We start from the raw sequence: 23,457 nt of genomic DNA on the forward strand, positions 1-23,457 counted from the left end.
TGGCGCCGGGCCCGCGGGGCTCATGAATCCAGGAATGCCAGGAGTTCCTGGTTGAACGCAGTCGACTCGTTCACATGGGGCGAATGACCGCTCTTCTCGAACACCGAGAGTGTCCCTCCCATCTGCTGAGCAAACCACTCCATGCCTTCGACGTCGTAGTACGGAGTGTGCTTTGCAGTCACCACCCACGAGGGGATGGTGATCCGCGGAAGCACGTCCCGCCAGTCGGCCACAAAGTGATCCAGCAGGAGCCGTCGGTTGTGCCCGTGGGGGAAGGACAGGCGAAGACGGGTGGAGCGTTCGAGAAGCTCATTGGCCGATTCCGGGCCAGTAGGCTCGAGTTCGGGATCACCCCAGGTGGTTTCGAAGTTGACACACTCCCAGACGTTGGCCCAAGTTACTTTCCGCACCCCATAGGTCCAGTCGCCTTCATTGACGATCTTGGGGGACTGGTCGATCGCTACGAACTTGATCACCCCCGAGGTGCCATGGAGGCTGAACATTGCAAGGCAAACGGAGACGCCCATGGAATGTCCGACAAGTGTTACATCCTTCAGGCCAAGACCATCGATCAGTTCCTTAAGGTCCTGTCCGTGCCGGGAGACGCGCTGGCCGAAGTCCGTGCGGTCGGAATCCCCATGATTACGCTGGTCAATTGCAATCATCCGGTAGCCTGCGTCGAGCAGAGCGTCGCGCTGGAGGTCCCAGAAGCCGCGCTCAACCGAGTATCCGTGGACAAGCACAATCGGCTTGCCCGAGCCTAGGTCGTCATAGACGATCCGGGCCCCGTCAGAGGTTGTGAACGTCAGACCGGTTCCGCTGATGGTGTGCATTAGTCTTCTCCCTTATTCTCGTCAGAAAGTGTCCCTCGGATCACTTGCTCGGCCGCCAGTTGGCCCAGTCGAAGCCGCCGTTTGGAGACCTCTTCCCCATTTCGACCCCCTTCGAGTAGTACGTGTTGTAGGTCTGAACTATGGGGACAACCAGGACTTGCGCGGTTGCGGTGGCGTTGAAGTCGCGTGAGGCCTTATCGAGTTGCTCGGGGGAGGTAGCCGTCACTATCGCCTCGTAAGCCGCCGCCAACTCCGGCGGATTGGTCTTGAATACATTCCAGATATCGGCGTACGGAGACTTGTAGAGGCGAAGCGCGTCATGGAAGACGGTGCCGTTGAGCGCGAATGAGAAGACGCCGCCTGGGTACTGCTTCTTCGTAATATCGGAGAAGAAAGATGCGTCGGGGAGCGCCTTGACAGTGAGCTTGACGCCGATGGCCGACAGATATGGCTGGATGGCCTGGGCCACCGTCACGCCGACGGGATCTTGGGCGGTGAAGGTGGTGAGAGTCATCTCGAAGCCGTTCGAGTACCCAGCGTCAGCGAGCAATTTCTTGGCCTTGTCCGGGTCATATGTGAACTTTTCAGCAAGGTTTGGGTCATAGCCCGGCGTGTCCTGAAGAGCGAACTGGTCGAGTGGCTTTGCCGTCGGGCCAACTACCTTGGCAACGGCATCGCGGTCGATCGCGTAGCCCAAGGCCTGTCGCACACGAACATCCTTGAGGGCTGGGACGGCTTCTCCGTTCAGGTCCCACAACATGATGCCCGGGCCTGAGGGGGCGCCATCGGTTACAGTGATCCCTGCTGCCTTGGCTTGGTTGACCAGGTTCCCCGTCGCAACGAGGTCAACGTCGATCTGTCCCGTCTGAAGCGCTTGGAACGCAGTGTTCGGATCGCTCATGAACTTGAACGTGATCTTCGAGTAGTGCTGGAGCGACTTGTCGAAGTAGTTCTCGTTCGGGACGAGCGTGTAGTGGTCGCCCATGACAGTGTCGGAGGTGTCCAGTTTGTATGCGCCTGCCCCGAACGTATTTGTCGCCAGCGCCTTGGGGTCGGCGAGACCTGCCGGGCTGATGACGTGCCCATTGTTGCAGTTGTAGTTATTCGAAAGAATGGTCTCCATGTAGGTGAACGGAACGTCGTGGGAAACCTTGACCGTGTGCTCGTCGACGGCCGTGATTGCCGTGATGGGCTTCATGTATACCTGAACCAGCCCGGGGTTGTTCTTGTAGAACTCGAGTGACTTGACAACTGCCTGTGCATCGACCGGTGTGCCGTCGGCGAACTTCGCGTCCGTGCGGAGCTTCAGCGTGAAGTCCTTGTTGTCGTTGGAGTAGCTCCAGGACTCCGCCAGACCGGACCGATAGCCGCCGTCAGGTGCCACGTTGATCAGCGGCTCGTAAGTCAGTGTGAAGAGCGGGGAGCTACACCAGGACTGGGGTGCCAGGCTGGAAAAATTCGAGTTGATTGCCACCTTAAGTGTCTTGGTGTCGGAGGAAGAAGTTGTGCTTCCCCCACCGGTACAGCCGGAGGCGGTGAGGGCAACCGCCAGAGCGCCGCCGGCCACTGCCAGCCAACGCCGAACACCCCTTTTGGTAAATAATGACATCGTTCGGCCTCTCTACTCTGAGTGCAGGACTCGTCTTTGCGAACACGGTGATTTTTGGGTTTTGTCGGACGCGATTGATGCGGTCCAAATCAAGCGGGCTCGGCGAGCAGTCATCCTGCATGTTTGTGATCCTCGCCATAGGTGCCTAATTGAAAGGTAGAACGCTCGCCGGATAACTGGAACGTATGAACAACACAGGACCTGTTTCCCAGAGGTGTGTGGTTCTTCCACCGACACAGCCGGTAAACCCGGAGTACGCTCAAAGTCCTTGACGATCGAAAAGAATCCCTACACATCGTCCTCCCCCAAAGAGATAGGGTCCGCTGGATGAAGGCAAACCTGCCAAAAGAAAAGCGCCTTGCGGTCAATATCGGCGTTGACTTCGATGGCCACTGTTGCTGGACCGCCCGTGGCTTATCCAGCCCCGGTTTTGTGGCCAGGGGTGATTTTGATGCCCATGTGGGAGTCCCTCGAGTACTGGAAGCGCTGCGTCATCACGGAATCCTCGGGAACTTTTTCGTACCCGGTCACACGATGGAGACCTATCCGGAGCGATTCCGCGAGGTTACGGCCGACGGTCATGAGATCGGGGCGCATGGCTGCTACCACGAGTCCCTCCCCGATCTGACGCCTGATGAAGAACGGCGGCTCATGCAGGTTCAGTTGGACCAACACCTGCGCAACGTTGGAAAGGCGCCCCGCGGTTACCGGTCCCCCTCCTGGGATTTCACCGACGCGACTCTGGGTTTACTTGAAGAATTTGGCTTCGACTGGGACTCCTCGCTAATGGGGCGGGACTTCGAGGCGTACCGTCCCCGGCCCTTCACCCTTGGCACTGAGACGCCCACAAAGTTCGGTCCGGAGAGCACCGTCGTCGAGTTTCCCGTTTCGTGGCACCTCGACGACATCATCAACCTCGACTTTATCCCTGGCATGATTGAGGGTCTTGCCTCAACGGAAGTGGTCTTTCAGCGTTGGAGAGACCACTTCGATTTCGCTCGTCAACGAGTACCTGGCGGGATCGTCTGCTTCACGGTCCACCCGCAAACGATCGGGCGTGCACACAACTTCCTGATGTTTGAGCGCTTGCTCGAATATATGACGAGTTTCGACGACGTCTGGTTCACAACTTTGAGCGAATACTTTGACGTTCTCTCTGACTGATGACCTCGGGTCCATTCGACACGCACACGCTGGCAGCACGGACCGCCTACAGGGGAGCATTCACGGCTCCCAAACAGAACGATCCACTTTATCTACCGTGTGAGGAGAAGTGATGGGAGATCTCGAAGGCAAAGTAGCGGTTATCACGGGAGCAGGGGGCGGTATCGGCAGGGCAACCTGCCGTCTTTTCACTGCGCACGGCGCCAAAGTGGTTGCCGCAGACCTAAACCTGCACGATGCGGAAGCGGCTGCCGAAGGACTCGGCTCCGACGCCATGGCCTTTGCTCTCGACGTTACAGACAGCGGGAGCTGGCAGGACTGCTTGGAAGAGGTAGATCGCCGGTTCGGCACGGTCACCGCTCTTGTGAATAACGCTGGCGTATACCTGCCCGGGGAAATGAATGAAACCGACGCGGCAGCCTTCGAAGCGATGTTCCGCGTGAACCAGCTTGGACCACTGCTGGGTGTCATAGCCACCGCACCCAGAATGGCCGCGGCCGGCGAAGGATCGATTGTGAACATTTCATCCACTGGAGGGCTCCGCCCGGCTCCTGGAGCGCTGGCGTACTCCACCACCAAGTGGGGAATTCGGGGACTCACTCAGTCGGCGGCAGTGGCGCTGGCACCCTCAGGTGTCCGCGTCAACACCGTCATCCCGGGCCTTATCGATACTCAGATGGCTCGGCGAAACAATCCGGAGGCGAATGCAGCAGTGGCCCGGAAAACGCCGATCCCACGGCTCGGTCAGGCAGTTGAAATCGCGGAAGCAATCCTGTTCCTCTGCTCCGAACGCAGCAGTTTCATTGTTGGGACCGAACTCATTGTGGACGGCGGCCTCGCGCTTACCTGAGCTCAAAAGAAAGGCATGAACCCTCATGGGTAATCTTAATGACCGCTTCGCCATCGTTACCGGGGCCTGTAGCGGGCTCGGCCTCGCGACAGCCATTGAGCTGGAGAAACGAGGCGCCCACGTCCTCGCCACCGACCTGGCCCCACGGAGTGACGACCTCACACCCAGCATCGACTACGTCCAAATGGATGTCTCTGATCCCAAGCAATGGGACAGTCTCGCGGATCAGATAAAAGCATCCGGACGTAGGCTGGACATTCTGGTTAACAACGCGGGGATCGCCACGTACCATGCCGTGACCGAACTCGAGGAGGAAGATTGGGACCGGGTCATCAACGTCAACCAAAAAGGAGTCTGGCTCGGCATGAAGATGGCAATCCCTCTCATGCTTGACGCCGGCGGTGGGTCGATCATCAACATGTCTTCGATTCTGGGGCCCGCTGCGCGGCCGGGCATCCATTCCTACCACGCAGCGAAGGGCGCGGTTTTGAGTATGACACGAAACGCCGCGGTTACCTATGCAGCCAACGACATCAGGGTCAACTCAGTGGTCCCCGGTTTTATCAGCACTCCGGCGACCAACGCCCAAGACCCCGATATCAACAAGGCGTACATCGCTGCAACACCCATGGGCAGGCCCGGCGAGCCCCAAGACATTGCACAGGCAGTCGCCTTCCTGGCTTCGGACGAGTCGACCTTCATCACTGGCACCACCCTGGTCGTCGACGGGGGATACTTGGCCCAGTGATTGTCCGTGCTGAAAACGTACTCTTGGCGCTATGGGCTGTAGGCGGCGTGAGTCGCAGCGGCTTTAGGTCGCCCGTCTCGACAATTACGTGGCTTCCACGTCGTAGAACGGCGACCGGTACGGGCAACGATCCAAGTGTGGCTGTCCGTTGCCTCTGGTCCTCCGAAGGGGACATCCAGGTAAGGTGGGGTGGTCGTGCAGGCTGACTTGCATGAGGTTGGTGCGGCGCGTGGCAAGGAGCTGCCAGGAGCGGTTCTGACCCAACCCTTTGGTGAGGAGTGGGACGTGTGGAAGGTCTGCGGCAAGATCTTCATGCTGCAGACCGTTCTGGGTGGCGAACCCGTCGTGATCCTAAAGGCGTCGCCAGCTGATGGAAAGGCGCTTCGCGAGGAGTTTAGCGAGATAACGCCCGGTTACCACATGAACAAGCGCCACTGGATCACCGTTCACCCCGGGGTCCGAGTTGATTCACAGCTTATGAATCAACTCGTCACTGAATCGTATTTGTTGGTGGTAGAGAACCTTCCCAAGACACGGCGCTCGGTCGATGCTGAGGCGTACGTGCGCGCGATTGACGAAGCTTAGGCAGGCATTGGGCGCATCGCTCAGGCACAGCTTCAGCCGCATGCGTTTGACTACCCTGCCAAGACCCAGTGTTGAGGAAGGTCTGCACTTACAAGTGCGATGAAACCGATGGCCTGGAAAGCACTGAAACCCATCAGGAAACTGCTGGAAATTTCCAGATTGATCCCACGCGGGGACTGCCAGGCTTACCTCACCGGGCCGCATGCACAGCTTCATGACCTCAGGCCGTCCGTGGAGTTGTAGCGGCCGCCCGAGTGCTGGTGACGAGTCAGAGTGCCGTGCATGTCCTTGCCCACCCGAGTCTCACTCATGCACATAGAAGGAGGTCGGGAATGGGATTGCGGGCTGTAAAGGGGCGCGATCCCACCTGCCAGGAGCATGAAATGAGGCCTGCGGCTCCGTAGTGCCGTAGGGCGCTGGCCGTCGCAAGGGGGTGGGCGAGACGCAGCTTGGAGCAATCCAGGGGATGGTTGGGTTGCCCCGAAGGCAACCGAATATCGCCGGCGTCCGGGCGGGGTGACTCCGCCCGGATACCTTAGGGCTAGAACCAGCGGTGGACGACGGTCTTGCGTTCCAGGGCGTCGTTCAGGTCCGCCAGGTGTCGGACGATCATGCCCGCGTCAGAGCCTAGACCGACCATCTTAAAACCCTGGTCCCGGCGAAGTTTGACGTCTTCGATATTCCGGCCCAGAACCGCGGTCGCGATTCCTCGTGTCTGGGCCTTCTCCATGGCTTCGAGGATAACTTCCTTCATGCCCGGGCCTTCCCATTGGCCGAGGTAGCCGTAGCTGGATGAAAGGTCTCCGGGGCCGATGACGATAGCTTCGGTGCCTTCGATGGAGATGATTTTATCGAAGTTTTCGATGCCTTCCTGTGTTTCGATGACGGGGATCACCATGATGTCGTCATTGGCCCGCGAGATGTACTCTTCGAGTTTGAGGCCCCAACCGACGTTCCTTTCGCCCCCGAGCCCACGGGAGCCCTTGGGCGGGTAGTAAGAGTAGTCTCGGATCTTTTTGACCACGTCGGCATTACCCACGAGAGGGATGACCACGCCGTCTGCTCCAAGATCGAGCACGCGTTTGGTTGGCTCCAAGTCGTGTGAAGGGACACGGACCAGGACGCTGAGTTCGGTCCGCTGAGCCGCCGTAAGCAGGTTGCCGACCTGTTCGTAGCTGAGGTAGCCGTGTTCGAGGTCAATGCAGACCCAGTCAAGGTCGAGAGCGACGGCGATCTCGATAACTGCCGTGCTTTCCAACGTCACCCACATGCCGTATGTGGTTTCATCGTTTTGCAGTTTGGTCCGTAGCCGGGCATTACTCATTTGTGTCTTCTCCTTCTTTCGGTGTTGGAAGTTTCTCTCCCGGACAGTGCTTTGGCTCGTGGCGATCCACGCCGACGAGCGGGATCGGCGCTGGTCTGGACGTTGCTTGTGGTTCTGCTCCGCGGTGGGGCTGGGATCAGATTTCGAGAATGCCCGCAGCCATATAGCCGCCATCGACAGGCAATGTGTGGCCAGTGATGAACCCCGCTTCATCGGAGCAGAGGAATGCCACTGCCGCGGCCACTTCGCCCGGCATCGCGTAACGGCCCAGCGGAATCATTTTGCTGTATGTGTCCCGGGTTTTTTCCGAGTGGGTTGAAGCAGACAATGCCGTTGTCACCGGGCCCGGAGCAACGGCATTGACAGTGATGCCTTGCGGCGCGAGCTCAATCGCCATCTGGCGGGTTAGGCCGGTCATGGCTGCCTTGGACGTGCCGTATGCGGCCCGCCCGGCGCTTGCCCTAAGACCGCTTATGGACGTCACATTGACCACTCGCCCCCATCCGTTGCGGGCCATGAGCGGTGCAACGTGCTGGGTCATCAGGAGGGGACCATTCACGTTGACGCTCATAGTAAGATTCCACAAGGGTTGGGATACTTCCGCGAAGGGTGCCAGTCCTGCGACGCCGGCATTGTTTACCAGCACATCGCATCGTCCGAACATGGCATCGAGTTTGAGGTAGAACTCGGCAATCGAATCAGGTACCGAAACGTCTAGGGCCAGGGCCTCGGACTCGTGTCCCTGCTCACGCAACTCAGAGGCAAGATCAATGGCTGAGGTGCTGTCCCTGTCGGCAATTACGGTAACGAATCCACCGCGGGCAGCAAGGCGGCGTACGACGCCCTCACCGATACCGCTTGCCCCTCCTGTAATGACGGCAACCCGCTTGACGCTGCCCTTTGTGAGTACGGCGGGACATCCGCTATCTGCGTTCATCGTCCTACTGCCTTTGCTTCCATGTTGTTCTTCTCAAGGTCAAAAAATCAATCAAAGCCACTTCAAACTTCGATGGTCGATTGTCTGGCTGGTGGCCAGACGCTGCTTTGGCAGCGGCAAGCCTTCAGGTCAGCGCGGCCGGCGGACCTTCTCATGATGCTTCTCTTCGTCGAGGTGCTACGGGTCGAAACTGACCACCCAGGTCAAATCCTCGCTGCTGATGCCTTATTTGGGTGATGACATCCCTGCGGCTCTGATCCAAGAATAGAATTCGCATCCAGCTGCACCTACGGTTGAAACCTACGATCGTTGGTAAATTTTGGTGGATGATAAGTCCACTCCTTGATAACGTTGGGGCCGGAATAGGGAGCCATGAGGATGCGCGAACAAGCGGCAGGTGAGGGACACGAGAGCCTGCAAGATGGGCAATGGGCTAGCCGGCACGAACGGGAGCTGGCGGGGCTATACGACACTGCACGCGATTTGGCAGCGTTGCGTGGCTTGGACGAGGTCCTGGACGCCATTGTCCACCGGGCACGAGTCCTCATGGGCGCCGAACTTACGTATATCCAGGTTTATGACCCAGAGACCGATGGATTAAGCACTCGGGCCGCTGAAGGCGTTATCACGACGGAATTCATAGGCATCACCGTCCCGCCTAATGTTGGGATCTCCCGCCTCGTCATGGCACAGCGCGCGCCGCACTGGTCCCGGGAATTCAGTACTGACAGCTCATTCGCCCACGACTCTCACGCGGATGCCGTTGTTGCACGTGAAGGAATGCGTGCTGTATTGGCTGCACCCATGATCGTAAGGGATAGGTCTGTCGGCGTTATCTATGCCGGTTACCGGCGTGAACGATCCTTCAGCCCTGACGAAGTTGCGTTGCTCGCGGCCTTCGCGGACCACGCAGCGATCGCAATGGAGAATTCGCGCCTATTCGAAGAGAGTCAATCAGCGCTATCGGAGCTGCGGTCCGCGTATGAGGTGATCGAGTCGCAGATGTCGGCCGCCCGCCTCGCAGAGGAACTGCACACAGCCATGACTGAGACAATTCTTCATGGCGGTAATACAGGGGATGTGGCCGAAATTCTGGTCGACAGCCTGGAAGGGGAGGTGACGATCCTCGACAGGCTCAATGACATTCTAGTTAGGAAGGGTGGGGTCACGTCACCCTCGGGAACCGCCGGCCCATTGATTATCACTCCACCTGTAACCGACGCAATTGGCCTCAGTCGTCGAACAGGACGCGTCGCCCTAACCGGACAGGAGGATGGGACCATGTGCGCGGTCGCCGCGATCGTCGCTGACGGCACGTACATGGGGAGCATAGTTCACCGCGGCCAGAGCACCCTCGACGCGTCCCATACCGCCACGCTAGAACGGGCCGGGCAGGTCAGCGCTTTGATGACCCTGATACGGGAAGCCCGGCTGGACGCGGAGGAAAGGGTCAGAGGCGAGCTGCTCACGGAGATCCTTTCTGATGGCGGCCTGAGTTTCTCCGAAGAACTCTCAATGCGCGCGCATTCTCGCAAAGTTCCTGTCGCCGATATCCGGTGCGTGGCGGTGGTGTACGCGGAGGAAGGCCTGCTACACGGCGCTACCCGTGTTCTTCACGACATTGCTCGGAATCAGGGAGGCTTGGCCGGTGAACATATGGCCCACCCGACCCTGCTCGCCACTGCTGCATCCGGGCTTGCTGAGACTGCAGAGCGGATCAGCGAGCACCTCGCCAGGGCGCTCAAGGTGCCGGTCCTGGTATGCACAGCGCCCACCGAAGCCAGCCCGGCCGCCGTAGCCCGTGCCTTCATGCTGGCTTCTCGGTGTGTTCGGTTGGCAAAAGCGATGGGAATCTCTGGAAGAGGCATTACTACCGAGCAGTTCGGGCTATACGGCATGCTCTTTGATCCGGAACGCAGCGACGCGCTCCGTGAGTTTCTTCAAAGTGTTCTTGGTCCAGTCATAAACCACGACGAGAAAACTGGGACCTCGCTAGCACAGACCTTAAGCGCCTACTTCGAAAACGCTGGGAATCAAGCAAGGACGGCGCGGGCCCTCCACGTACACATCAACACCCTGCTTAAGCGCCTCGAGCGAATCAGCACCTTGCTCGGCGAAGACTGGACAACCCCGGACAGGTCGCTCCAAATACAGCTCGCGACACGCCTTCATTCGCTGGATCAGAAACTTTGACGTCTCACACATCGTGGGCCATCCGCCAAGTCGAGTTCATCTTCTATGTCTTTGTGGATGCGCGGGTCTCACCAGGCTCCATCCCAGGGTGGATGAATAGCCCACTTGAAGTTCCCAAACTATAGATTTATTAGCCATTATGCCCGCCATCTTCGCCGCCTACGTTGGTTATGGCTGACTATGGCTCACATCACATTTGCATGGGAGCCCTCCCGTCCAACGGCGACGTCTTCATCTCCCGTGGGCCAGCCCAATGAAAATCGCGCGACGCAGCCCGTCCGTGACTAATGGGCCACGCCGCGCGGCTTTATCCGACTTCATGAAGGAGGCTCAGCGTTGAGTCCAGATCCAACGACAGCGCGGATTGACCGCAAAAGCATACAGTCGATTGTGATGAGGAAGGTGGCACTTCGACTCGTGCCGTTCCTCATGTTTGCCTACTTCCTTAATTATCTAGATCGGACGAATCTTTCGTTCGCGAAACTCACCATGAGCGCTGAGATCGGCCTTTCGGAGACGATGTTCGGACTTTCCAGCGGCCTCTTCTTTCTTGGGTACGTCCTACTCGAGGTTCCCAGCAACCTTGCGCTCTACAGGTTCGGAGCACGCCGCTGGATCTCACGAATAATGGTGAGTTGGGGCCTTGTGACCATGGCCATGGCATTCGTGAACAGTCCAGTGAGTCTGAGCGTCCTGAGATTCTTGCTTGGCGTTGCGGAGGCGGGCTTTTTCCCGGGAATCCTGCTGTACTTGACCTTCTGGTTTCCCCGCCACGTTCGAGTGAGGCTGGTGGGGATCTTCATGCTCGCGTTGCCTCTTTCATCCGCGTTCGGAGCCCCTCTCTCGAGTGCGATCATCGAGTATCTTGATGGCGCGTTGGGCTTTAGCGGGTGGCAACTCGTGTTCTTGCTTCAGGGCCTACCCACGGTGCTGCTTGGAATCGTCACCTGGTTTTACTTGACGGACAAGCCGCGCGAAGCGAAATGGCTGAACCAGAGGGAGCGGGATTGGCTGGAAGGCACAATGGCTGCGGAGGAACACTCAGTGGCGGAGTCTGGCCATGCCTCCATGCGTGAAGGACTCAAAGACGTTCGCGTATGGGGGCTGGGCATAGTCTACTTTGGCTTGAACTACGGCATGTTCGCTCTGGCCTTCTTCCTGCCCACCATTGTTGGCGGCTTGGCCCGCTCGTTCAGCACGGATTTCACTCTGATGCAGACAGGGCTGATCAGTGCCGTCCCATTCCTATTCGGTGCAATGGCAATGATGCTGTGGGCCCGGCACTCCGATCTCAAGCAGGAAAGAATTTGGCATGTCGCTGCCCCGGTGATCCTCTCCGGGATTTCCGTCCCGACTGCGTTGTACATGAACTCGCCGCTGGCGACGATGGCGGTCATCTCCTTGACAGCCATCGGTATTTACAGCGCGTTCCCGGTCTTCTGGTCGCTACCTCCGTCGTTCCTCACGGGCAAAGGCGCAGCAGCAGGCATCGCCGTTGTGAACACCATTGGCGCCACGGCAGGAATTGTCTCCCCATACATCACCGGCTGGCTCCTTGACATGACCGGAACCTCACAACTCGGTCTCTGGCTGGTTGGTGGGTTCGAACTCCTCGCCGCAGCGGTCCTGCTTGCTCTTGCACCTCGGCTCCGGGCTTCATTCAAAGGCGGTCAGGTCGCAGAGCCGAAGGTCAAACCCTCCCCATTGGGACGAAACTGATGGCTTGAATCGGACTTGAGGGTGATTGCCCCGTGCTAAGGGATCCGGTGAACATTTACTGTCCGCCGGATCCCCTCGGTCTCTGGCTGGCCATATATCGGAGACCGTGCATCTGAAGGCTTCGACAGCTACGGAAGCCTTGTACTGCAGCGTTCATACCGAAAGCCCATGAGCTCATGAAGCAATTAACAAAGCGCAGTGGCACCTGATGGGGTGCCACTGCGCTCTTTGCCGGTGCCTGCGAACACGGAGATTGGCGGTTGCTTCAATAGAGCGCTGGCCTAATGTGAGCGGCGGTCGGCGCATTGCCCTCCGGTTGGCAAATCAGTGCCTCTTCGGCGGAGGTTGGTGAGGAGTGGCGTCGTTGTCGATGACGGTGCTTTGCTCTCTGGTCCAAAATTTGCAACGAGGATTGCCGCTGCGCCGAAGCAGCAGGCGAAGGTGATGAAGGTCCCGGTGTATCCCCTGCAGCACGGTGAAGGGTACCGCGATCGGCGGCCGCACCTGCGGTCGAGTTGGGACGCAAATCGATGCCTCGGCTGATGGCAACGGCCGCCCGTGGTCCTGCTGCCCGCGCCGGGGCCAGGGCGGCAATGTGCCCATTGGCCCTCATCTGATCAACCCACTGAAAATCAGTCGGGTGGTCTTGGTCTGGGAAGGCCTTGGAGGTGCCCGGACTGTGTCCGTGGAGGCTAGGCCTATTCATCCGCGCCCGCCATGATTGCAGGGTTGCGCCTCTTAGGATCAGCTGAAAGTGGGGATTGTCGACTTGTCCTTCGTCATGAGTGTCTTGTGCCGAAGATAGACGGCTCCCATGGCGAGTACGGCGCCCACGCCAAGAACAATCGTAAGAATCGTGATGCCACGGAATCCAAAACTCTCGAGAATCCATCCTCCGATGATCGGTCCAAGTGCCATGCTGGCGATCAAGGCACCACTTGCAGCTGCCGAGAGACGTCCCGTGAGATCAAGCTGTGCCGCCAACGCGGGTTGGATGGCCATTGTCAGCATGGAGAGGGCGCCTGCCACATTTGCTCCGATAACTACCCCTGTCGGACCTTCGAATACTGTGGTTAAGACCACTGACAAAACCAGGAGAGAGGTGATCACGACGAGGTTGACTGCGAGATGCTTGGGCCAACGTGCCATCATCATCGCGACGACTCCGCCGAGGGAAGCTGTGAGGTAAATCACGGTGAAAATAAGCGCGATCGCATCCATTTGGAAACCCGCTCGCACCAACAACCGGTCCGAATATGCGTAGTAGACCATGGTAAAAAGGCCGGAAAGGAAGATTCCGGCCAGCAGCAGCACTGCTGTGACGTTGCTCTTGCTTGTTGTACGTCGCAGCTGGCGCTCAGTGCCAGCTACTTCGGTGACAACTTTGCGGGGGAGGACCAGCAGCGAAAACAGAATTAGGGGGATTACTGCCAGTGGCGTAATAAACAGACCGCTCAGGCCGAAAGCTCCGACTGCGGCGTAGAGCGGGGTGGGTAAGGCAGCCGAAGCGACGTTTGTTAGGACCATCCCTGCACCAAAGACAAGAACTGGGTGCTTCTCCAGCGCCCCGGAAGCGTTCGTTACAGCGAACAACGCCCCGTTGCCCAACCCGGCAACTGCCATCCCCAGGAAGACCGCTTCGCCGCCACCGAGCAAGAGCGGAATGCCGAAGCCCACAGCCTGCAGAAGAATCGCCGCAAATGCTAAGGTCCTAGGGGGGATGCGGGAAACGAGGAACGTCGCACTGATTGTGGCGACAGTCATTGAACCGAGATAGGTTGAGTTCACCGCGCCTGCCTGCTCAGGGCCTAACCCCCCGATGTCTATCAGGATCCCTGTGTATATCGGCAGTAGATTTGGTATGAAGAATAAGAGCGTGAAGATGAGGCTGTAGGCGACGACTGGTATCAAGGTGGATCGTACTGATTGAGGTGCATTTACAGCGGTTGGGGTCGCTGACATATCGGTCCTTCCTGAATTGATGGTTAATAGGTTGCGCCGGGACCCGGTCCTCAATTGGACCGGAGCGCTGGTGACACAGAACTGGTGCTGGGTAGGGCTGGAGCCGCTTGTCGATCGCGTCGTCAAGAATGGAGCCGTCGCCCCGGCAAGGTTTCCAATGGGGGTCGTGACTAGCCCACCTATGACGGAAAGGTCGTGCTACGCCCAGTAAGGACGCAGCCAGTTCGCCGATGTCGATCTCACTGACGGTTCCGGCAAGGAGGTAGACTTCCTACCCCCACCGGCGACGCCTCACCCATGAGCGACCGGCCTGTCTTGGCATGTTGCTGCCTTACGGCTTAGACGACGGCACGGCACTCTGTAAGCAGTGACGGCTTACGTCGGAAGGTTGAGAGCATTCCACCGGTTATGATTCGCGGATTCGAGCAAGGATCTCATTCAATGGCAGCGACGTCTCCACTACTGCCACCTGCCGTGCCGTTTGTCCGTGGGACCGAATGAGAGACAATATTGCCCCGTCGAATCGTGCAATTGCAGTCACGCTAGAGTCGCGAAGGTTATCCCGCAAGGCGATCCGCGCTGCCCGGACAATAGCCGCGCCCATCATTTCGGCCTCAATGGTGGTGTGAGGGTGGCGGTGGTCGGTCAAAAAGTTGGCAATCGTGGTCTGGTGCCGGTCGAACCAACGAGCCTCCTCAGCAGCGAGTGCCGGACTCGAGTCCAGGAGCGCCGCCCGCTCCGTCAGGTCGCTGCGAACGGCGGTGAGGCTGTCGAGTATGAGGGCAACGCCGCGCGCAGCGCGGCTGATAGAACGCTGTCCTTGGTGCTGTAAAAGGTAGGTGTGCATTTCACGGTGGTAGACCTCGTGATCACAGGAAACCAATTGATCCTTTCCTCCGAAGAGTCGGAAGAAGGTCCGCCGGGATACTTCGGCTACGTCGGCGATTTCATCGATCGTGACCGCCTCATATCCCCGCTCTACGAGCAATGGCATGGCGAGCCGGCGGATGGACAGGCGTTGAGCAGTTCGTGAGCTGTCAGGTTCGTCGCCGGGTGCGGCCCATGCTGGGCCAATCGTCAGAACCATGGCTGGGACTCTCCTCTTCAGTGTGCGCTGTTTCCTGCCGCCCTCAGAACGCTGGGCTCTGATCAGATGCCGGTAATTACTCTGTATCGGTCATTCCATGAAGCTGCAGATACTGAGGCATTGGGTGCCAGCCGATCGAATCCATGCAAGCTCCCGGCCCTAACATGAAGTTCGCACGGTACTCCGGCGCCCAGCAGCTTCTGAGCGTAGGAGATGTCCTCATCCCTAAAGATATCGAGATCGCCCACATCGATAAATGCCGGAGCGAGTCCGGTGAATTCCTTCAACCGCGCTGGAGCTGTCACTGGCGGAACACGGAACGTTCCAAGATGGTCACCAAGAAGCGCATGCCAACCGGTGTAGTTATTGTCGTAAGTCCAGATGGCCGCAAAAGGTTCGATATGAGGATCAGGATTCAGGTTGCGGTCATCGAGCATTGGGTACATCAGGATCTGCGCGGCAAGGGGAGTGCCTGCCTCCCTGGCTGCGATTGCGACACCGGCGGCAACTCCGCCGCCCCCGCTGTCTCCCATAACGGCTATGCGCCCTGGATCAATCTCAAGTTCGTCTGCACGGTCTACGAGCCAGACCAGAGCAGAATGGCTGTCGTCGACAAGAGTGGTGCCAGAGAATTCTGGTGCAAGTCGATAATCTACGGACAGGAAAGGAACACCTGTCTGCTCGACATAATTGGAGACAGTCCTGTGATATAAATCCACCGATCCGCAGATCATTCCTCCACCATGAAGATAGACAATGGCGGAACCAGGATTTGAGCCGGACTTGGTGTACCAACGCACCAGAATCGATGACCCGTCGGCGACAGTGATCTGATGATCCTCGCTCGTGACGTTGGGCGAATCAACTGTACCGGCATCGACGCCGGCCAGGGCGAGGTTCGCCGATGCACGCAACGCGAATGCGTCACCCCGGGCAGTTGCAGGAGCTACGCCCGAGGTTTCCATCGCCGCAGCCAAGACCGCGGCGATCTCCGAATCCATAGTCAGAGGCATCATTACCCCTCCAATCTCCGCTTCAAAGCGGGATACGTAATTAGGTGCCATAAGAATGGCACTGAGTGCCTCCAGATGCAAGGCTGGATAATCGCCTCGCTAGAAGCTCTATTTGGCCAGAAGTTCAGGAGCCCGCGCGGAGGCTCGATCCAGGACTAGTGAACTACTCCACGATGGGGACCATCCCGGACTAGCTCAATATGTAAGAAAACCAGACAAGTCAATGTCACAAAGGATCGCTTTTCATAACGGCTTTGGGTCTTTACTCTTGACTTATTACCCAGCCGTGAGGATGCAGAGACACACCCTGCGGCCCCGATTTGGACCTTTAGGAGCGAAATCATGACGCTCATCGAACCGTCTGCAGGCTCTGCGGCGACTATTCTCGATGGACCTGCGCTTTGGCCCGCGCAGGCGCACACGCCAACCGTCCTCGGTCGGCAGTTGGTCATTGACCGTGGAGAAGGCTCGTACGTCTTCACCACGGACGGTCAGCGGCTTTTTGACGGAACTGCCGGCCTGTGGCACGCAAACATTGGGCACTCCCACCCTGAACTTGCCGAGGCTGCCTTCGAGCAGATGAAGCGGCTGGAGACGTACCATATCTTCGCCCGCTACACCAACGACAAGGCTTTGGCGCTAGGGGAGCGCTTGGCCGCAATCGCGCCCATCGAGCGGGCCAAGGTAATCCTCAACTCGGGTGGATCCGATGCCATTGATGTTGCCTGCAAGTTGGCCAGGCGCCACTGGCAGCGCGAGGGGCGTTCCTCCAAGAAAGTCATTCTGAGCCGTGAATTTGCATACCACGGCCTGCATGCATACGGAACCAGTATTGCCGGACTGGAATTCAACCGTGAGGGTTACGGTACTGAATCGCTCGTTCCTGAAACAGCCCGCTTCCCACTGCACGATGCGCAGGAGGTCGCCAAGGTGGTGGCCGAGATTGGCGCCGAAAACATCGCAGCTCTGGTGACGGAACCAATCCAGGGCACGGGCGGCGTGAACCCGCCGGCACCGGGCTACCTCGAAGCGATCCAGAAGATCTGCCGAGATAACGACATCTTGCTGATTCTTGATGAAGTCATCACGGGCTTCGGCCGCGCAGGGACGATGTTCGCTGCAGAGCGATACGGCGTGGAACCCGACTTGGTAACTTTCGCCAAGGGCATCACCTCCGGATACGCCCCGCTGGGCGGAGTCCTTGTATCGCCGCGAATCTGGGAACCGTTCTATGTTGACTCCCCGCAGACGCCGATTTTCCGTCACGGAGCAACGTATGCAGGCCACGCCACAGCTGCGGCCGTCGCCCTGGCCCACTTGGACATTCTCGAACGGGATAACCTGGTCCCGCGGGTCAAGGAACTCGAAGTTCTCTTGGACTCTTCGCTTAAGGGCCTGGCACAGCGACAGAGTACGGTGGCTGATGTTCGAGTCGCCGGACTTTTGGGCGGTGTTTCGCTGACGGAAGAGCTCTCGGCCGAAAAGATCGCTGACGATTTGGTCGAGCTTGGGTTCATTTCCCGTCCGCTCCGTGGCAATACGCTCCAGATCAGCCCACCATTCATCATCAGCAATGACGAGCTGACGTCCTTCGTCGGGGCCATTGAGGAAGCCATCTCTGCGGCGGTGTCCAAATGAGCTCTCTCGCAACCGCCGGACTTCCTGAACTGATTGCACCGGATGCGCAGTCGACCGCGAAGGCCGATACAGTCATTGCTGGCCTGGATCTTCCGGCCAAGGGGATCGCGGTACATGATCCGGCCAGCGGCGAATTTCTGGGCAACGTTCCGGACGCGGACGTTGACGCAGCATTAGAGGCCGTCCGCATCGCTGATGGTGCTGGTTCTGCTTGGGCCAGGACAACTCCAAGGCAGCGGGCAGATGTGCTGCTTGCCTGGTGGCAACTCATGGTGGACCACACCGAAGAACTTGCCCACCTTATTACCCGGGAGATGGGCAAGCCCCTGAGTGAAGCTCGAGGCGAGGTCAAATACGGAACCGATTTTGTTCGCTGGTATGCCGAGGAAGCCGTGCGGACCGCTGGTTCCTTCCGCGAAGCGCCCGACGGCGGGTCCCGCTTCTTTGTTCGACGGTCACCTGTCGGTCTGGCTGTTCTCATCACGCCGTGGAACTTTCCGCTGGCCATGGCCACCCGCAAAATCGCGCCGGCACTGGCTGCCGGGTGCGGTGCTGTCATCAAGCCCGCGACGCTCACCCCGCTGACAACGATCTATGCGGTAAGGCTCGCTGTCGAAGCCGGAGTTCCGGAAGAGCTTCTCCAAGTCATCACGACATCGAAATCAGGGGACTTCAGCAATGCGGTTCTCCGGGACTCACGCGTCCGGAAGGTCTCATTCACCGGGTCGACCGGCGTGGGGCAGCAATTGCTGAAGATTGCGAGTGAGGGGGTGCTGCGCACATCCATGGAACTCGGAGGCAACGCCCCACTCGTCGTCTTCGACGACGCTGATTTTGAACGTGCTGTGGAGGGAACGTATGCAGCAAAAATGCGGAATGGAGGACAGTCATGCATTGCCGCCAACCGTATTTACGTCCAGGACGGCATAGCGGATGCTTTCGTGGAAGCACTGACCGAGCGTCTGGCTTCAGCTCCCGTGGGCAATGGACTCGGCCAGGGTACAGCCCTTGGTGCGCTCATCGATGACCGTGCAGTGAACCAGATGCTCGCCTTCACCGAGGACGCAGTGGCGCAAGGCGCCGAACTGCGCACTGGCGGTTCTGCCTACAACACCGTCGGCCACTTCTTCGCACCAACTCTCCTGGACCATGTCCCGGCTCAAGCGAAGATCGCCAACAGCGAGATCTTCGGCCCGATCGCTGCCATTCAACGCTTCTCAACTGAAGCAGAAGTAATTGGCCGAGCCAACGCAACAGAGTTCGGTCTCGCCGGATATGTCTTCACTGAAAACGTCGACAGGGCCTTCAACGTCGCCGACCGTCTCGAGACAGGGATCGTCGGCATCAACCAGGGCGTGCCTTCCAACGCCGCCGCTCCCTTCGGCGGCGTCAAGCAATCCGGCGTAGGACGCGAAGGAAGCGCGGAAGGCCTCGAAGAGTACCAGAACATCCGCTTTTACAACGTCGCTCGCCGCGAGACCTACTAAGCACCAGGAAGACAAACATGCGCATTTCAGTAGTTAAAGAGATCAAACCCCAGGAAGCCCGCGTCGGGCTGACGCCGGCGGGTGCCGCTGACCTCGTCCGCCGCGGACACACGGTCTACGTGGAGGCCGGCGCAGGAATTGCCGCTGGGTACCCTGACGAGCAGTACGTCACCGCAGGGGCACAGCTGACCACCCAGGCCGGGGCGTGGGACAACGCTGAGCTCTTGGTCAAAGTCAAGGAACCTATTGAGTCCGAGTACAAGTTCCTCCGCGAGGATCTCACGCTTTTCACCTACCTGCATCTGGCCGCCGACCGTCCACTGACGGAAGCGCTCCTCGAAGCAGGCACCTTGGGTATCGCCTACGAGACCGTGCAGGACGAAACCGGCTTGCCGCTGCTGGCCCCCATGAGTGAAATCGCTGGCCGCTTGGCAGCGCATGCGGCGGCTTCGCATCTGGGCCGCCACGGCGAAGGACCGGGAAAGCTGCTCGGTGGCTCACCCGGCGTCGCCCCTTGCCGGGTCCTTGTCATCGGTGGGGGTGCCGTTGGCACCCAGGCAGCCCTGCTCGCCCTGGGCATGCAAGCGGAAGTGACAATCCTTGACATGTCCGGAACCCGGATCCGCCAGCTCGATGCCTTGTTCGGCGGCCGGGCACGCGTCTTGATGTCCAATGCGGCCACCGTAGAAGACGAACTGCGGCAGGCCGACGTCGTCATTGGCGCGGTCCTGGTGCCCGGTCGTGCAGCACCGAAGGTCGTGACCCGGGAACAGCTGAGCATCTTGAAGCCGGAGGCACTCCTTATCGACGTAGCTATCGACCAAGGCGGCGCATTCGAGACTTCCCGTCCCACAACTTACGAGTCCCCCATTATCGTGGTGGACGGTATCCGGCACTACTGCGTCGCCAACATGCCCGGCGATGTTCCCCACACCTCCACACTGGCCCTGACAAACGCCACCGCTGCGTACATTAGGCAGATCGCCGACCTTGGCGTGGAGAAGGCTCTGGCCGCAAGCCCCGCCTTGAACCGTGGTGTCAACACCCGAGATGGCCGCATCGTGTATGCCGGTGTCGCCGATGCTTTCCCGGATTTGCCCCAGCTGGCCAACGCAGCAGAAGCGGTATCTGCCTAGGAAGGCTACCTTCCCTGCATCAGCAGGTGTGGAGGACGCCGGAATCCCGCCCCGTAGCCAGACCTCGGCTTCTTGGCCCTTTGTTCCCGGAAATACGCCCTCCGCAATGAATAGCTCTTCCTTTCAAGGAAGACCGGTTTGGGAGGCAGTAACGTTCGCGCTGCCTCCCAAATACCGGACCCCTCCCAAGGCCTGATTCCATCACCGCTCGTCCGATGGCCCAGATGGCTCAGCCACAGGAAATCTCAGTCTCATCACCGGAACGCTCCGGCTGGACCAAGCAGGACGAGCGAAGCAAGAGCCGCAGATACCCGCTTCGCCATTGGCGGACGGGTCCCCGGTACCTTCCTTGATGTCCTCGAACACACGCCCAGCAGAAGAAGTAAAAATGCCCACCACCAGCGCAGTCGTTGAAAACACGCACAGAAGGTCCCAGCTCCCACGCTCGCAGAAGCGCATTACCTGGCCTGAAATTTCGGCGGGCGACGCGGTGGAAGTCATAACCCGCGGACGAATTCTCTTAGGAACCGTTGACTGCATTATGCCCGACGGGTCCATCTTCTGGCTGTGGCAAAACGACGGCTCCGGAAGGACAGCCGTCCACGAAGTCGACAAGCCAGCCGTCTATGTCCGTATTGCCGTTACTCCGGCTGAGGAGCAGGAAGACGGCGCCCGACGAAGTTCACGTGCCAGGCCGATCCGCCGTGCGGCCCAAGGGACGTGACTGCGGCCAGCACACTTGCCTGAAGCTCCGGGATCAAACCCCGGCAAAGATCCACGAATAGGCATCATTAGAGTTCGACCACTTTTTAACGGCCTTCTGCAGGACCTCCTTTGCTCAATTACCCAGCGGCGTGTCCACAGAATAGAGTCGTTCCATGCTCGACCTTCATCGCCTTGTCCTGCTCCGGGAAGTCAAGCTCCGCGGAAGCATGATTGCGGCCGGCAAAGAGCTCTCCTACAGTCATTCGGCGATCTCGCAACAGTTATCGCTACTGGAAAAAGAATGCGGTGTTCCTCTGCTGGAACGGGTCGGGCGAAACGTTCAACTCACCGCGGCAGGGGAGGAACTCGTTCGGAACACCGAATCGATTTTGGCTGCTGTCGAAAAGGCCGAGGCTGACCTGGAATCATTCCACGGACGGCCCCACGGCACAGTGCGGGTTGCCGCCTTCGCCACTATCAGCCGAACCATTCTCCCAGAAGCGCTGGCCAGCTTGGCTGAAAAATATCCCGACCTGGACGTCCGACTACAGCTCGCCGATCCGGAAACGGCAGCAGTCCGTCTGACATCGCGGCAAGTGGACGTTGTACTGACAGATGCCTATCCCGGAACCAAAGAAGTGGCATCGAACGGAGTGCATATAACGACGTTGGGGCAGGACGCCGTTCGTGGCTACCTGCCTCACCCGTCATCCGACGCGAACCTGGAGACGGTCCGCAACATCCCGTGGGTGATGGAACCTCCAACGACAGCCTCCACCCAATGGGCACTGAGGGTTTGCCGTGAACGCGGGTTCGAACCGGTCGTAGCACATGAGTCCACAGACCTTCTCTTCCATCTTCGACTTGTCGAAAAAGGTGTCGCGGCCGCATTCCTGCCAGACATGGTTTTACGGGAATCGGGCAGCAGACTGCAGCCCAGCTCGTGGCTGCCCACTGATCAGCACCGTAACATCCACTTCCTGGTTCGTGAGGGCTCCCAGTCCCGACCAGCCATCGTGGCCATCCGTGAGGCCCTTCGGGCAGCCTTCTCGTAGCTCCACCACCTGCTGTACCAGCAGCGCTAATCGAAGCGCCCCACTCGCCGCCGGCGTGGCGACTCTACGATCACCAAAGATACTCCTGACCGGGCATCGGCCCCCTCCCCACCGGTGCCCGCGGCACCAAGATCACGCTCAACGTCCGTGAAGACCACCCCGCGGACCGATTCTTTCAGTTCAAGCCCTCGCGTGATGCCGCCTCATATCCATGAGGAACTATGCATCCGCTCAGGTTGCCCCTCATGCCGACCACCAAGGAGCATCGCTTTCCTTACGCCGTCATAGGGCGAAGTTCTCGTGAATTCTCGGTTGACAGAGTGATCTATGTCATGCATAGTCATATCATGACCTGAGCGCTTGATCAGGTCGGGGCCCACCGACAAGGTCAGCCCAAGGTGCCCTCGGTCGCACACAATCACCTGAGGCCGGCGAGTCTTGAACGAACACAAACGTCACAGCCCGTCACGCACCGACCGGTAATAGTCCACGCCCAGAGTTCGTGGACCAGGAACAACGGGAGGAAAAGCCTTACATGACCACGGCACCCACAGTCGTAGTAACCGGCGCCGCCAACGGAATTGGTGCCGCCACGGCCGAGCTGCTCGTCAAAGACGGGTATACCGTCGTCGGCTTGGATCTCGAGCCAATCACAGCTGAAGGTGTGCACGGCTACCGATTCGACGTAACCGACATCGACGGCCACAAGGCACTGCTCGATGAGATTGAAGAAAAGCACGGAAACATCCAGGGTCTCGCTAATGTTGCCGGAGCCTACAGTTATACGGCCGTTGCTGACCTGACCGTCGAAATGTTCAGGAAGCAGCTCGCCGTGTTCCTTGAAGGCGCCGTCTTCCTCGCACGAGAAGCAGGTTTGCGCATGGCGGCAAGGGGATCAGGGCGCATTGTCAATGTCAGCTCCACCGCCGCATTCCAGGCCATGCCCAACTCGTTTGCGTACACTGCCGGCAAGGGCGGGCTGGATGCCGCAACCCGCGCCCTCGCTCTGGATCTCGCTTCAAGCAACGTGCTGGTCAACATTGTTGCCCCGGGCTTCGTCAAGACCCGGATGTCCAACGACCCGGAAACGGGCATCAACGAAGCCGACACGGAATACTTCAGGTCTCTGGTTGAAAATCGCCATCTTCCGATCAGCAGAACATCGGCTCCGGAGGAGATTGCCGGTCCCATCGCGTTCCTCCTCTCGGACCGAAACACCTACATCAGCGGGGCGACCCTCGTCGTTGACGGTGGCCTCACTACCGCTCTCTAACTGCAGAACTCGTTTCTAGGGTGTCTTCCGCCCTACCTCTTCTAGAAGGATTTTTGGATATGTCTAAGACTATTGATGCTGGTGTGTTCATCCCCGTGGGGAAGAATGGCTGGATCCATTCGGTCAATACCCCGGAGAC

19 protein-coding genes are annotated in these 23,457 nt (G+C 58.9%); 12 read left to right on the forward strand and 7 right to left on the reverse strand.

Features of this window, described 5'->3' with window-relative positions; all coding sequences use genetic code 11:
* Positions 1-20: 20 nt before the first annotated feature.
* Entirely contained in the window at positions 21-833 is an 813-nt protein-coding gene (locus ACFVSJ_RS20010) for an alpha/beta fold hydrolase (protein WP_387438806.1), read from the reverse strand.
* Between the two features lie 40 nt (positions 834-873).
* Positions 874-2,307 (reverse strand): ABC transporter substrate-binding protein, encoded by a 1,434-nt coding sequence (locus ACFVSJ_RS20015; RefSeq protein ID WP_387438807.1) that lies wholly within the window; start codon positions 2,305-2,307, stop codon positions 874-876.
* Positions 2,308-2,769: 462 nt separating this feature from the next.
* Here ACFVSJ_RS20015 and ACFVSJ_RS20020 point away from each other — a divergent pair, with 462 nt between their 5' ends.
* The 4 genes from ACFVSJ_RS20020 (at position 2,770) to ACFVSJ_RS20035 (ending at position 5,789) form a co-directional block, all read left to right on the forward strand.
* On the forward strand, positions 2,770-3,606 hold the full coding sequence (locus ACFVSJ_RS20020; protein WP_387438809.1) for a polysaccharide deacetylase: 837 nt from the start codon (positions 2,770-2,772) through the stop codon (positions 3,604-3,606).
* Positions 3,607-3,718: 112 nt separating this feature from the next.
* Positions 3,719-4,456 (forward strand): SDR family NAD(P)-dependent oxidoreductase, encoded by a 738-nt coding sequence (locus ACFVSJ_RS20025; RefSeq protein ID WP_387438810.1) that lies wholly within the window; start codon positions 3,719-3,721, stop codon positions 4,454-4,456.
* Positions 4,457-4,481: 25 nt separating this feature from the next.
* Entirely contained in the window at positions 4,482-5,204 is a 723-nt protein-coding gene (locus ACFVSJ_RS20030; protein WP_387438811.1) for an SDR family NAD(P)-dependent oxidoreductase, read from the forward strand.
* Between the two features lie 195 nt (positions 5,205-5,399).
* A complete protein-coding gene (locus ACFVSJ_RS20035) occupies positions 5,400-5,789 on the forward strand; it encodes an MmcQ/YjbR family DNA-binding protein (RefSeq protein ID WP_387438812.1) in 390 nt (129 codons plus the stop codon).
* A 541-nt stretch (positions 5,790-6,330) separates the two neighbouring features.
* Here ACFVSJ_RS20035 and ACFVSJ_RS20040 read toward each other — a convergent pair.
* Positions 6,331-7,113 carry an HpcH/HpaI aldolase/citrate lyase family protein gene (locus ACFVSJ_RS20040; protein ID WP_387438813.1) on the reverse strand — a complete coding sequence of 261 codons (783 nt, stop codon included), beginning with the start codon at positions 7,111-7,113 and terminating at the stop codon, positions 6,331-6,333.
* A gap of 136 nt (positions 7,114-7,249) precedes the next feature.
* Positions 7,250-8,050 (reverse strand): SDR family NAD(P)-dependent oxidoreductase, encoded by an 801-nt coding sequence (locus tag ACFVSJ_RS20045; protein ID WP_387438815.1) that lies wholly within the window; start codon positions 8,048-8,050, stop codon positions 7,250-7,252.
* Positions 8,051-8,551: 501 nt separating this feature from the next.
* Between ACFVSJ_RS20045 and ACFVSJ_RS20050 the strand changes: the two genes are divergently transcribed.
* Both ACFVSJ_RS20050 and ACFVSJ_RS20055 read left to right on the forward strand, forming a co-directional pair.
* A complete protein-coding gene (locus tag ACFVSJ_RS20050) occupies positions 8,552-10,243 on the forward strand; it encodes a helix-turn-helix domain-containing protein (protein WP_387438816.1) in 1,692 nt (563 codons plus the stop codon).
* A gap of 336 nt (positions 10,244-10,579) precedes the next feature.
* The gene (locus ACFVSJ_RS20055) at positions 10,580-11,962 is read left to right on the forward strand and encodes an MFS transporter (RefSeq protein WP_387438817.1); all 1,383 of its coding nucleotides are present in this window, start codon (positions 10,580-10,582) and stop codon (positions 11,960-11,962) included.
* 744 nt (positions 11,963-12,706) lie between these two features.
* Here ACFVSJ_RS20055 and ACFVSJ_RS20060 read toward each other — a convergent pair.
* The 3 genes from ACFVSJ_RS20060 to ACFVSJ_RS20070 form a co-directional block, all read right to left on the reverse strand.
* Positions 12,707-13,924, reverse strand: a complete 1,218-nt coding sequence (locus tag ACFVSJ_RS20060; protein ID WP_387438818.1) for a hypothetical protein — start codon at positions 13,922-13,924, stop codon at positions 12,707-12,709.
* Positions 13,925-14,330: 406 nt separating this feature from the next.
* Positions 14,331-15,011 carry a TetR family transcriptional regulator gene (locus ACFVSJ_RS20065; protein WP_387438819.1) on the reverse strand — a complete coding sequence of 227 codons (681 nt, stop codon included), beginning with the start codon at positions 15,009-15,011 and terminating at the stop codon, positions 14,331-14,333.
* 62 nt (positions 15,012-15,073) lie between these two features.
* A complete protein-coding gene (locus ACFVSJ_RS20070; RefSeq protein WP_387438820.1) occupies positions 15,074-16,012 on the reverse strand; it encodes an alpha/beta hydrolase in 939 nt (312 codons plus the stop codon).
* 354 nt (positions 16,013-16,366) lie between these two features.
* Here ACFVSJ_RS20070 and ACFVSJ_RS20075 point away from each other — a divergent pair, with 354 nt between their 5' ends.
* From ACFVSJ_RS20075 to ACFVSJ_RS20100, 6 genes are all read left to right on the forward strand, one after another.
* Entirely contained in the window at positions 16,367-17,662 is a 1,296-nt protein-coding gene (locus ACFVSJ_RS20075) for an aspartate aminotransferase family protein (protein ID WP_387438822.1), read from the forward strand.
* On the forward strand, positions 17,659-19,149 hold the full coding sequence (locus ACFVSJ_RS20080; RefSeq protein ID WP_387438823.1) for an NAD-dependent succinate-semialdehyde dehydrogenase: 1,491 nt from the start codon (positions 17,659-17,661) through the stop codon (positions 19,147-19,149). Before ACFVSJ_RS20075 ends, ACFVSJ_RS20080 begins: the two co-directional genes overlap by 4 nt.
* Before the next feature lie 17 nt (positions 19,150-19,166).
* Positions 19,167-20,285, forward strand: a complete 1,119-nt coding sequence (ald, locus tag ACFVSJ_RS20085) for an alanine dehydrogenase (protein WP_387438824.1) — start codon at positions 19,167-19,169, stop codon at positions 20,283-20,285.
* Between the two features lie 388 nt (positions 20,286-20,673).
* Positions 20,674-21,009, forward strand: coding sequence for a hypothetical protein (locus ACFVSJ_RS20090; protein ID WP_387438825.1), 336 nt, complete (start codon positions 20,674-20,676; stop codon positions 21,007-21,009).
* Positions 21,010-21,163: 154 nt separating this feature from the next.
* A complete protein-coding gene (locus ACFVSJ_RS20095; RefSeq protein ID WP_387438826.1) occupies positions 21,164-22,045 on the forward strand; it encodes a LysR family transcriptional regulator in 882 nt (293 codons plus the stop codon).
* A 535-nt stretch (positions 22,046-22,580) separates the two neighbouring features.
* On the forward strand, positions 22,581-23,318 hold the full coding sequence (locus tag ACFVSJ_RS20100; protein WP_387438827.1) for an SDR family NAD(P)-dependent oxidoreductase: 738 nt from the start codon (positions 22,581-22,583) through the stop codon (positions 23,316-23,318).
* The last annotated feature ends 139 nt before the right edge of the window (positions 23,319-23,457 follow it).

It is taken from the genome of Paenarthrobacter sp. NPDC058040, from assembly GCF_042885775.1.
Classification (GTDB): domain Bacteria; phylum Actinomycetota; class Actinomycetes; order Actinomycetales; family Micrococcaceae; genus Arthrobacter.

Excerpts from the sequence above, each read along its gene's own strand:
- ACFVSJ_RS20100 (WP_387438827.1), top strand. The coding sequence starts at position 22,581 with ATGACCACGGCACCCACAGTCGTAGTAACCGGCGCCGCCAACGGAATT.
- ACFVSJ_RS20090 (WP_387438825.1), top strand. The coding sequence starts at position 20,674 with ATGCCCACCACCAGCGCAGTCGTTGAAAACACGCACAGAAGGTCCCAG.
- ACFVSJ_RS20075 (WP_387438822.1), top strand. The coding sequence starts at position 16,367 with ATGACGCTCATCGAACCGTCTGCAGGCTCTGCGGCGACTATTCTCGAT.
- ald (WP_387438824.1), top strand. The coding sequence starts at position 19,167 with ATGCGCATTTCAGTAGTTAAAGAGATCAAACCCCAGGAAGCCCGCGTC.
- ACFVSJ_RS20070 (WP_387438820.1), bottom strand. The coding sequence starts at position 16,012 with ATGGATTCGGAGATCGCCGCGGTCTTGGCTGCGGCGATGGAAACCTCG.
- ACFVSJ_RS20045 (WP_387438815.1), bottom strand. The coding sequence starts at position 8,050 with ATGAACGCAGATAGCGGATGTCCCGCCGTACTCACAAAGGGCAGCGTC.
- ACFVSJ_RS20095 (WP_387438826.1), top strand. The coding sequence starts at position 21,164 with ATGCTCGACCTTCATCGCCTTGTCCTGCTCCGGGAAGTCAAGCTCCGC.
- ACFVSJ_RS20040 (WP_387438813.1), bottom strand. The coding sequence starts at position 7,113 with ATGAGTAATGCCCGGCTACGGACCAAACTGCAAAACGATGAAACCACA.
- ACFVSJ_RS20065 (WP_387438819.1), bottom strand. The coding sequence starts at position 15,011 with ATGGTTCTGACGATTGGCCCAGCATGGGCCGCACCCGGCGACGAACCT.
- ACFVSJ_RS20030 (WP_387438811.1), top strand. The coding sequence starts at position 4,482 with ATGGGTAATCTTAATGACCGCTTCGCCATCGTTACCGGGGCCTGTAGC.
- ACFVSJ_RS20020 (WP_387438809.1), top strand. The coding sequence starts at position 2,770 with ATGAAGGCAAACCTGCCAAAAGAAAAGCGCCTTGCGGTCAATATCGGC.
- ACFVSJ_RS20010 (WP_387438806.1), bottom strand. The coding sequence starts at position 833 with ATGCACACCATCAGCGGAACCGGTCTGACGTTCACAACCTCTGACGGG.
- ACFVSJ_RS20060 (WP_387438818.1), bottom strand. The coding sequence starts at position 13,924 with ATGTCAGCGACCCCAACCGCTGTAAATGCACCTCAATCAGTACGATCC.
- ACFVSJ_RS20025 (WP_387438810.1), top strand. The coding sequence starts at position 3,719 with ATGGGAGATCTCGAAGGCAAAGTAGCGGTTATCACGGGAGCAGGGGGC.
- ACFVSJ_RS20080 (WP_387438823.1), top strand. The coding sequence starts at position 17,659 with ATGAGCTCTCTCGCAACCGCCGGACTTCCTGAACTGATTGCACCGGAT.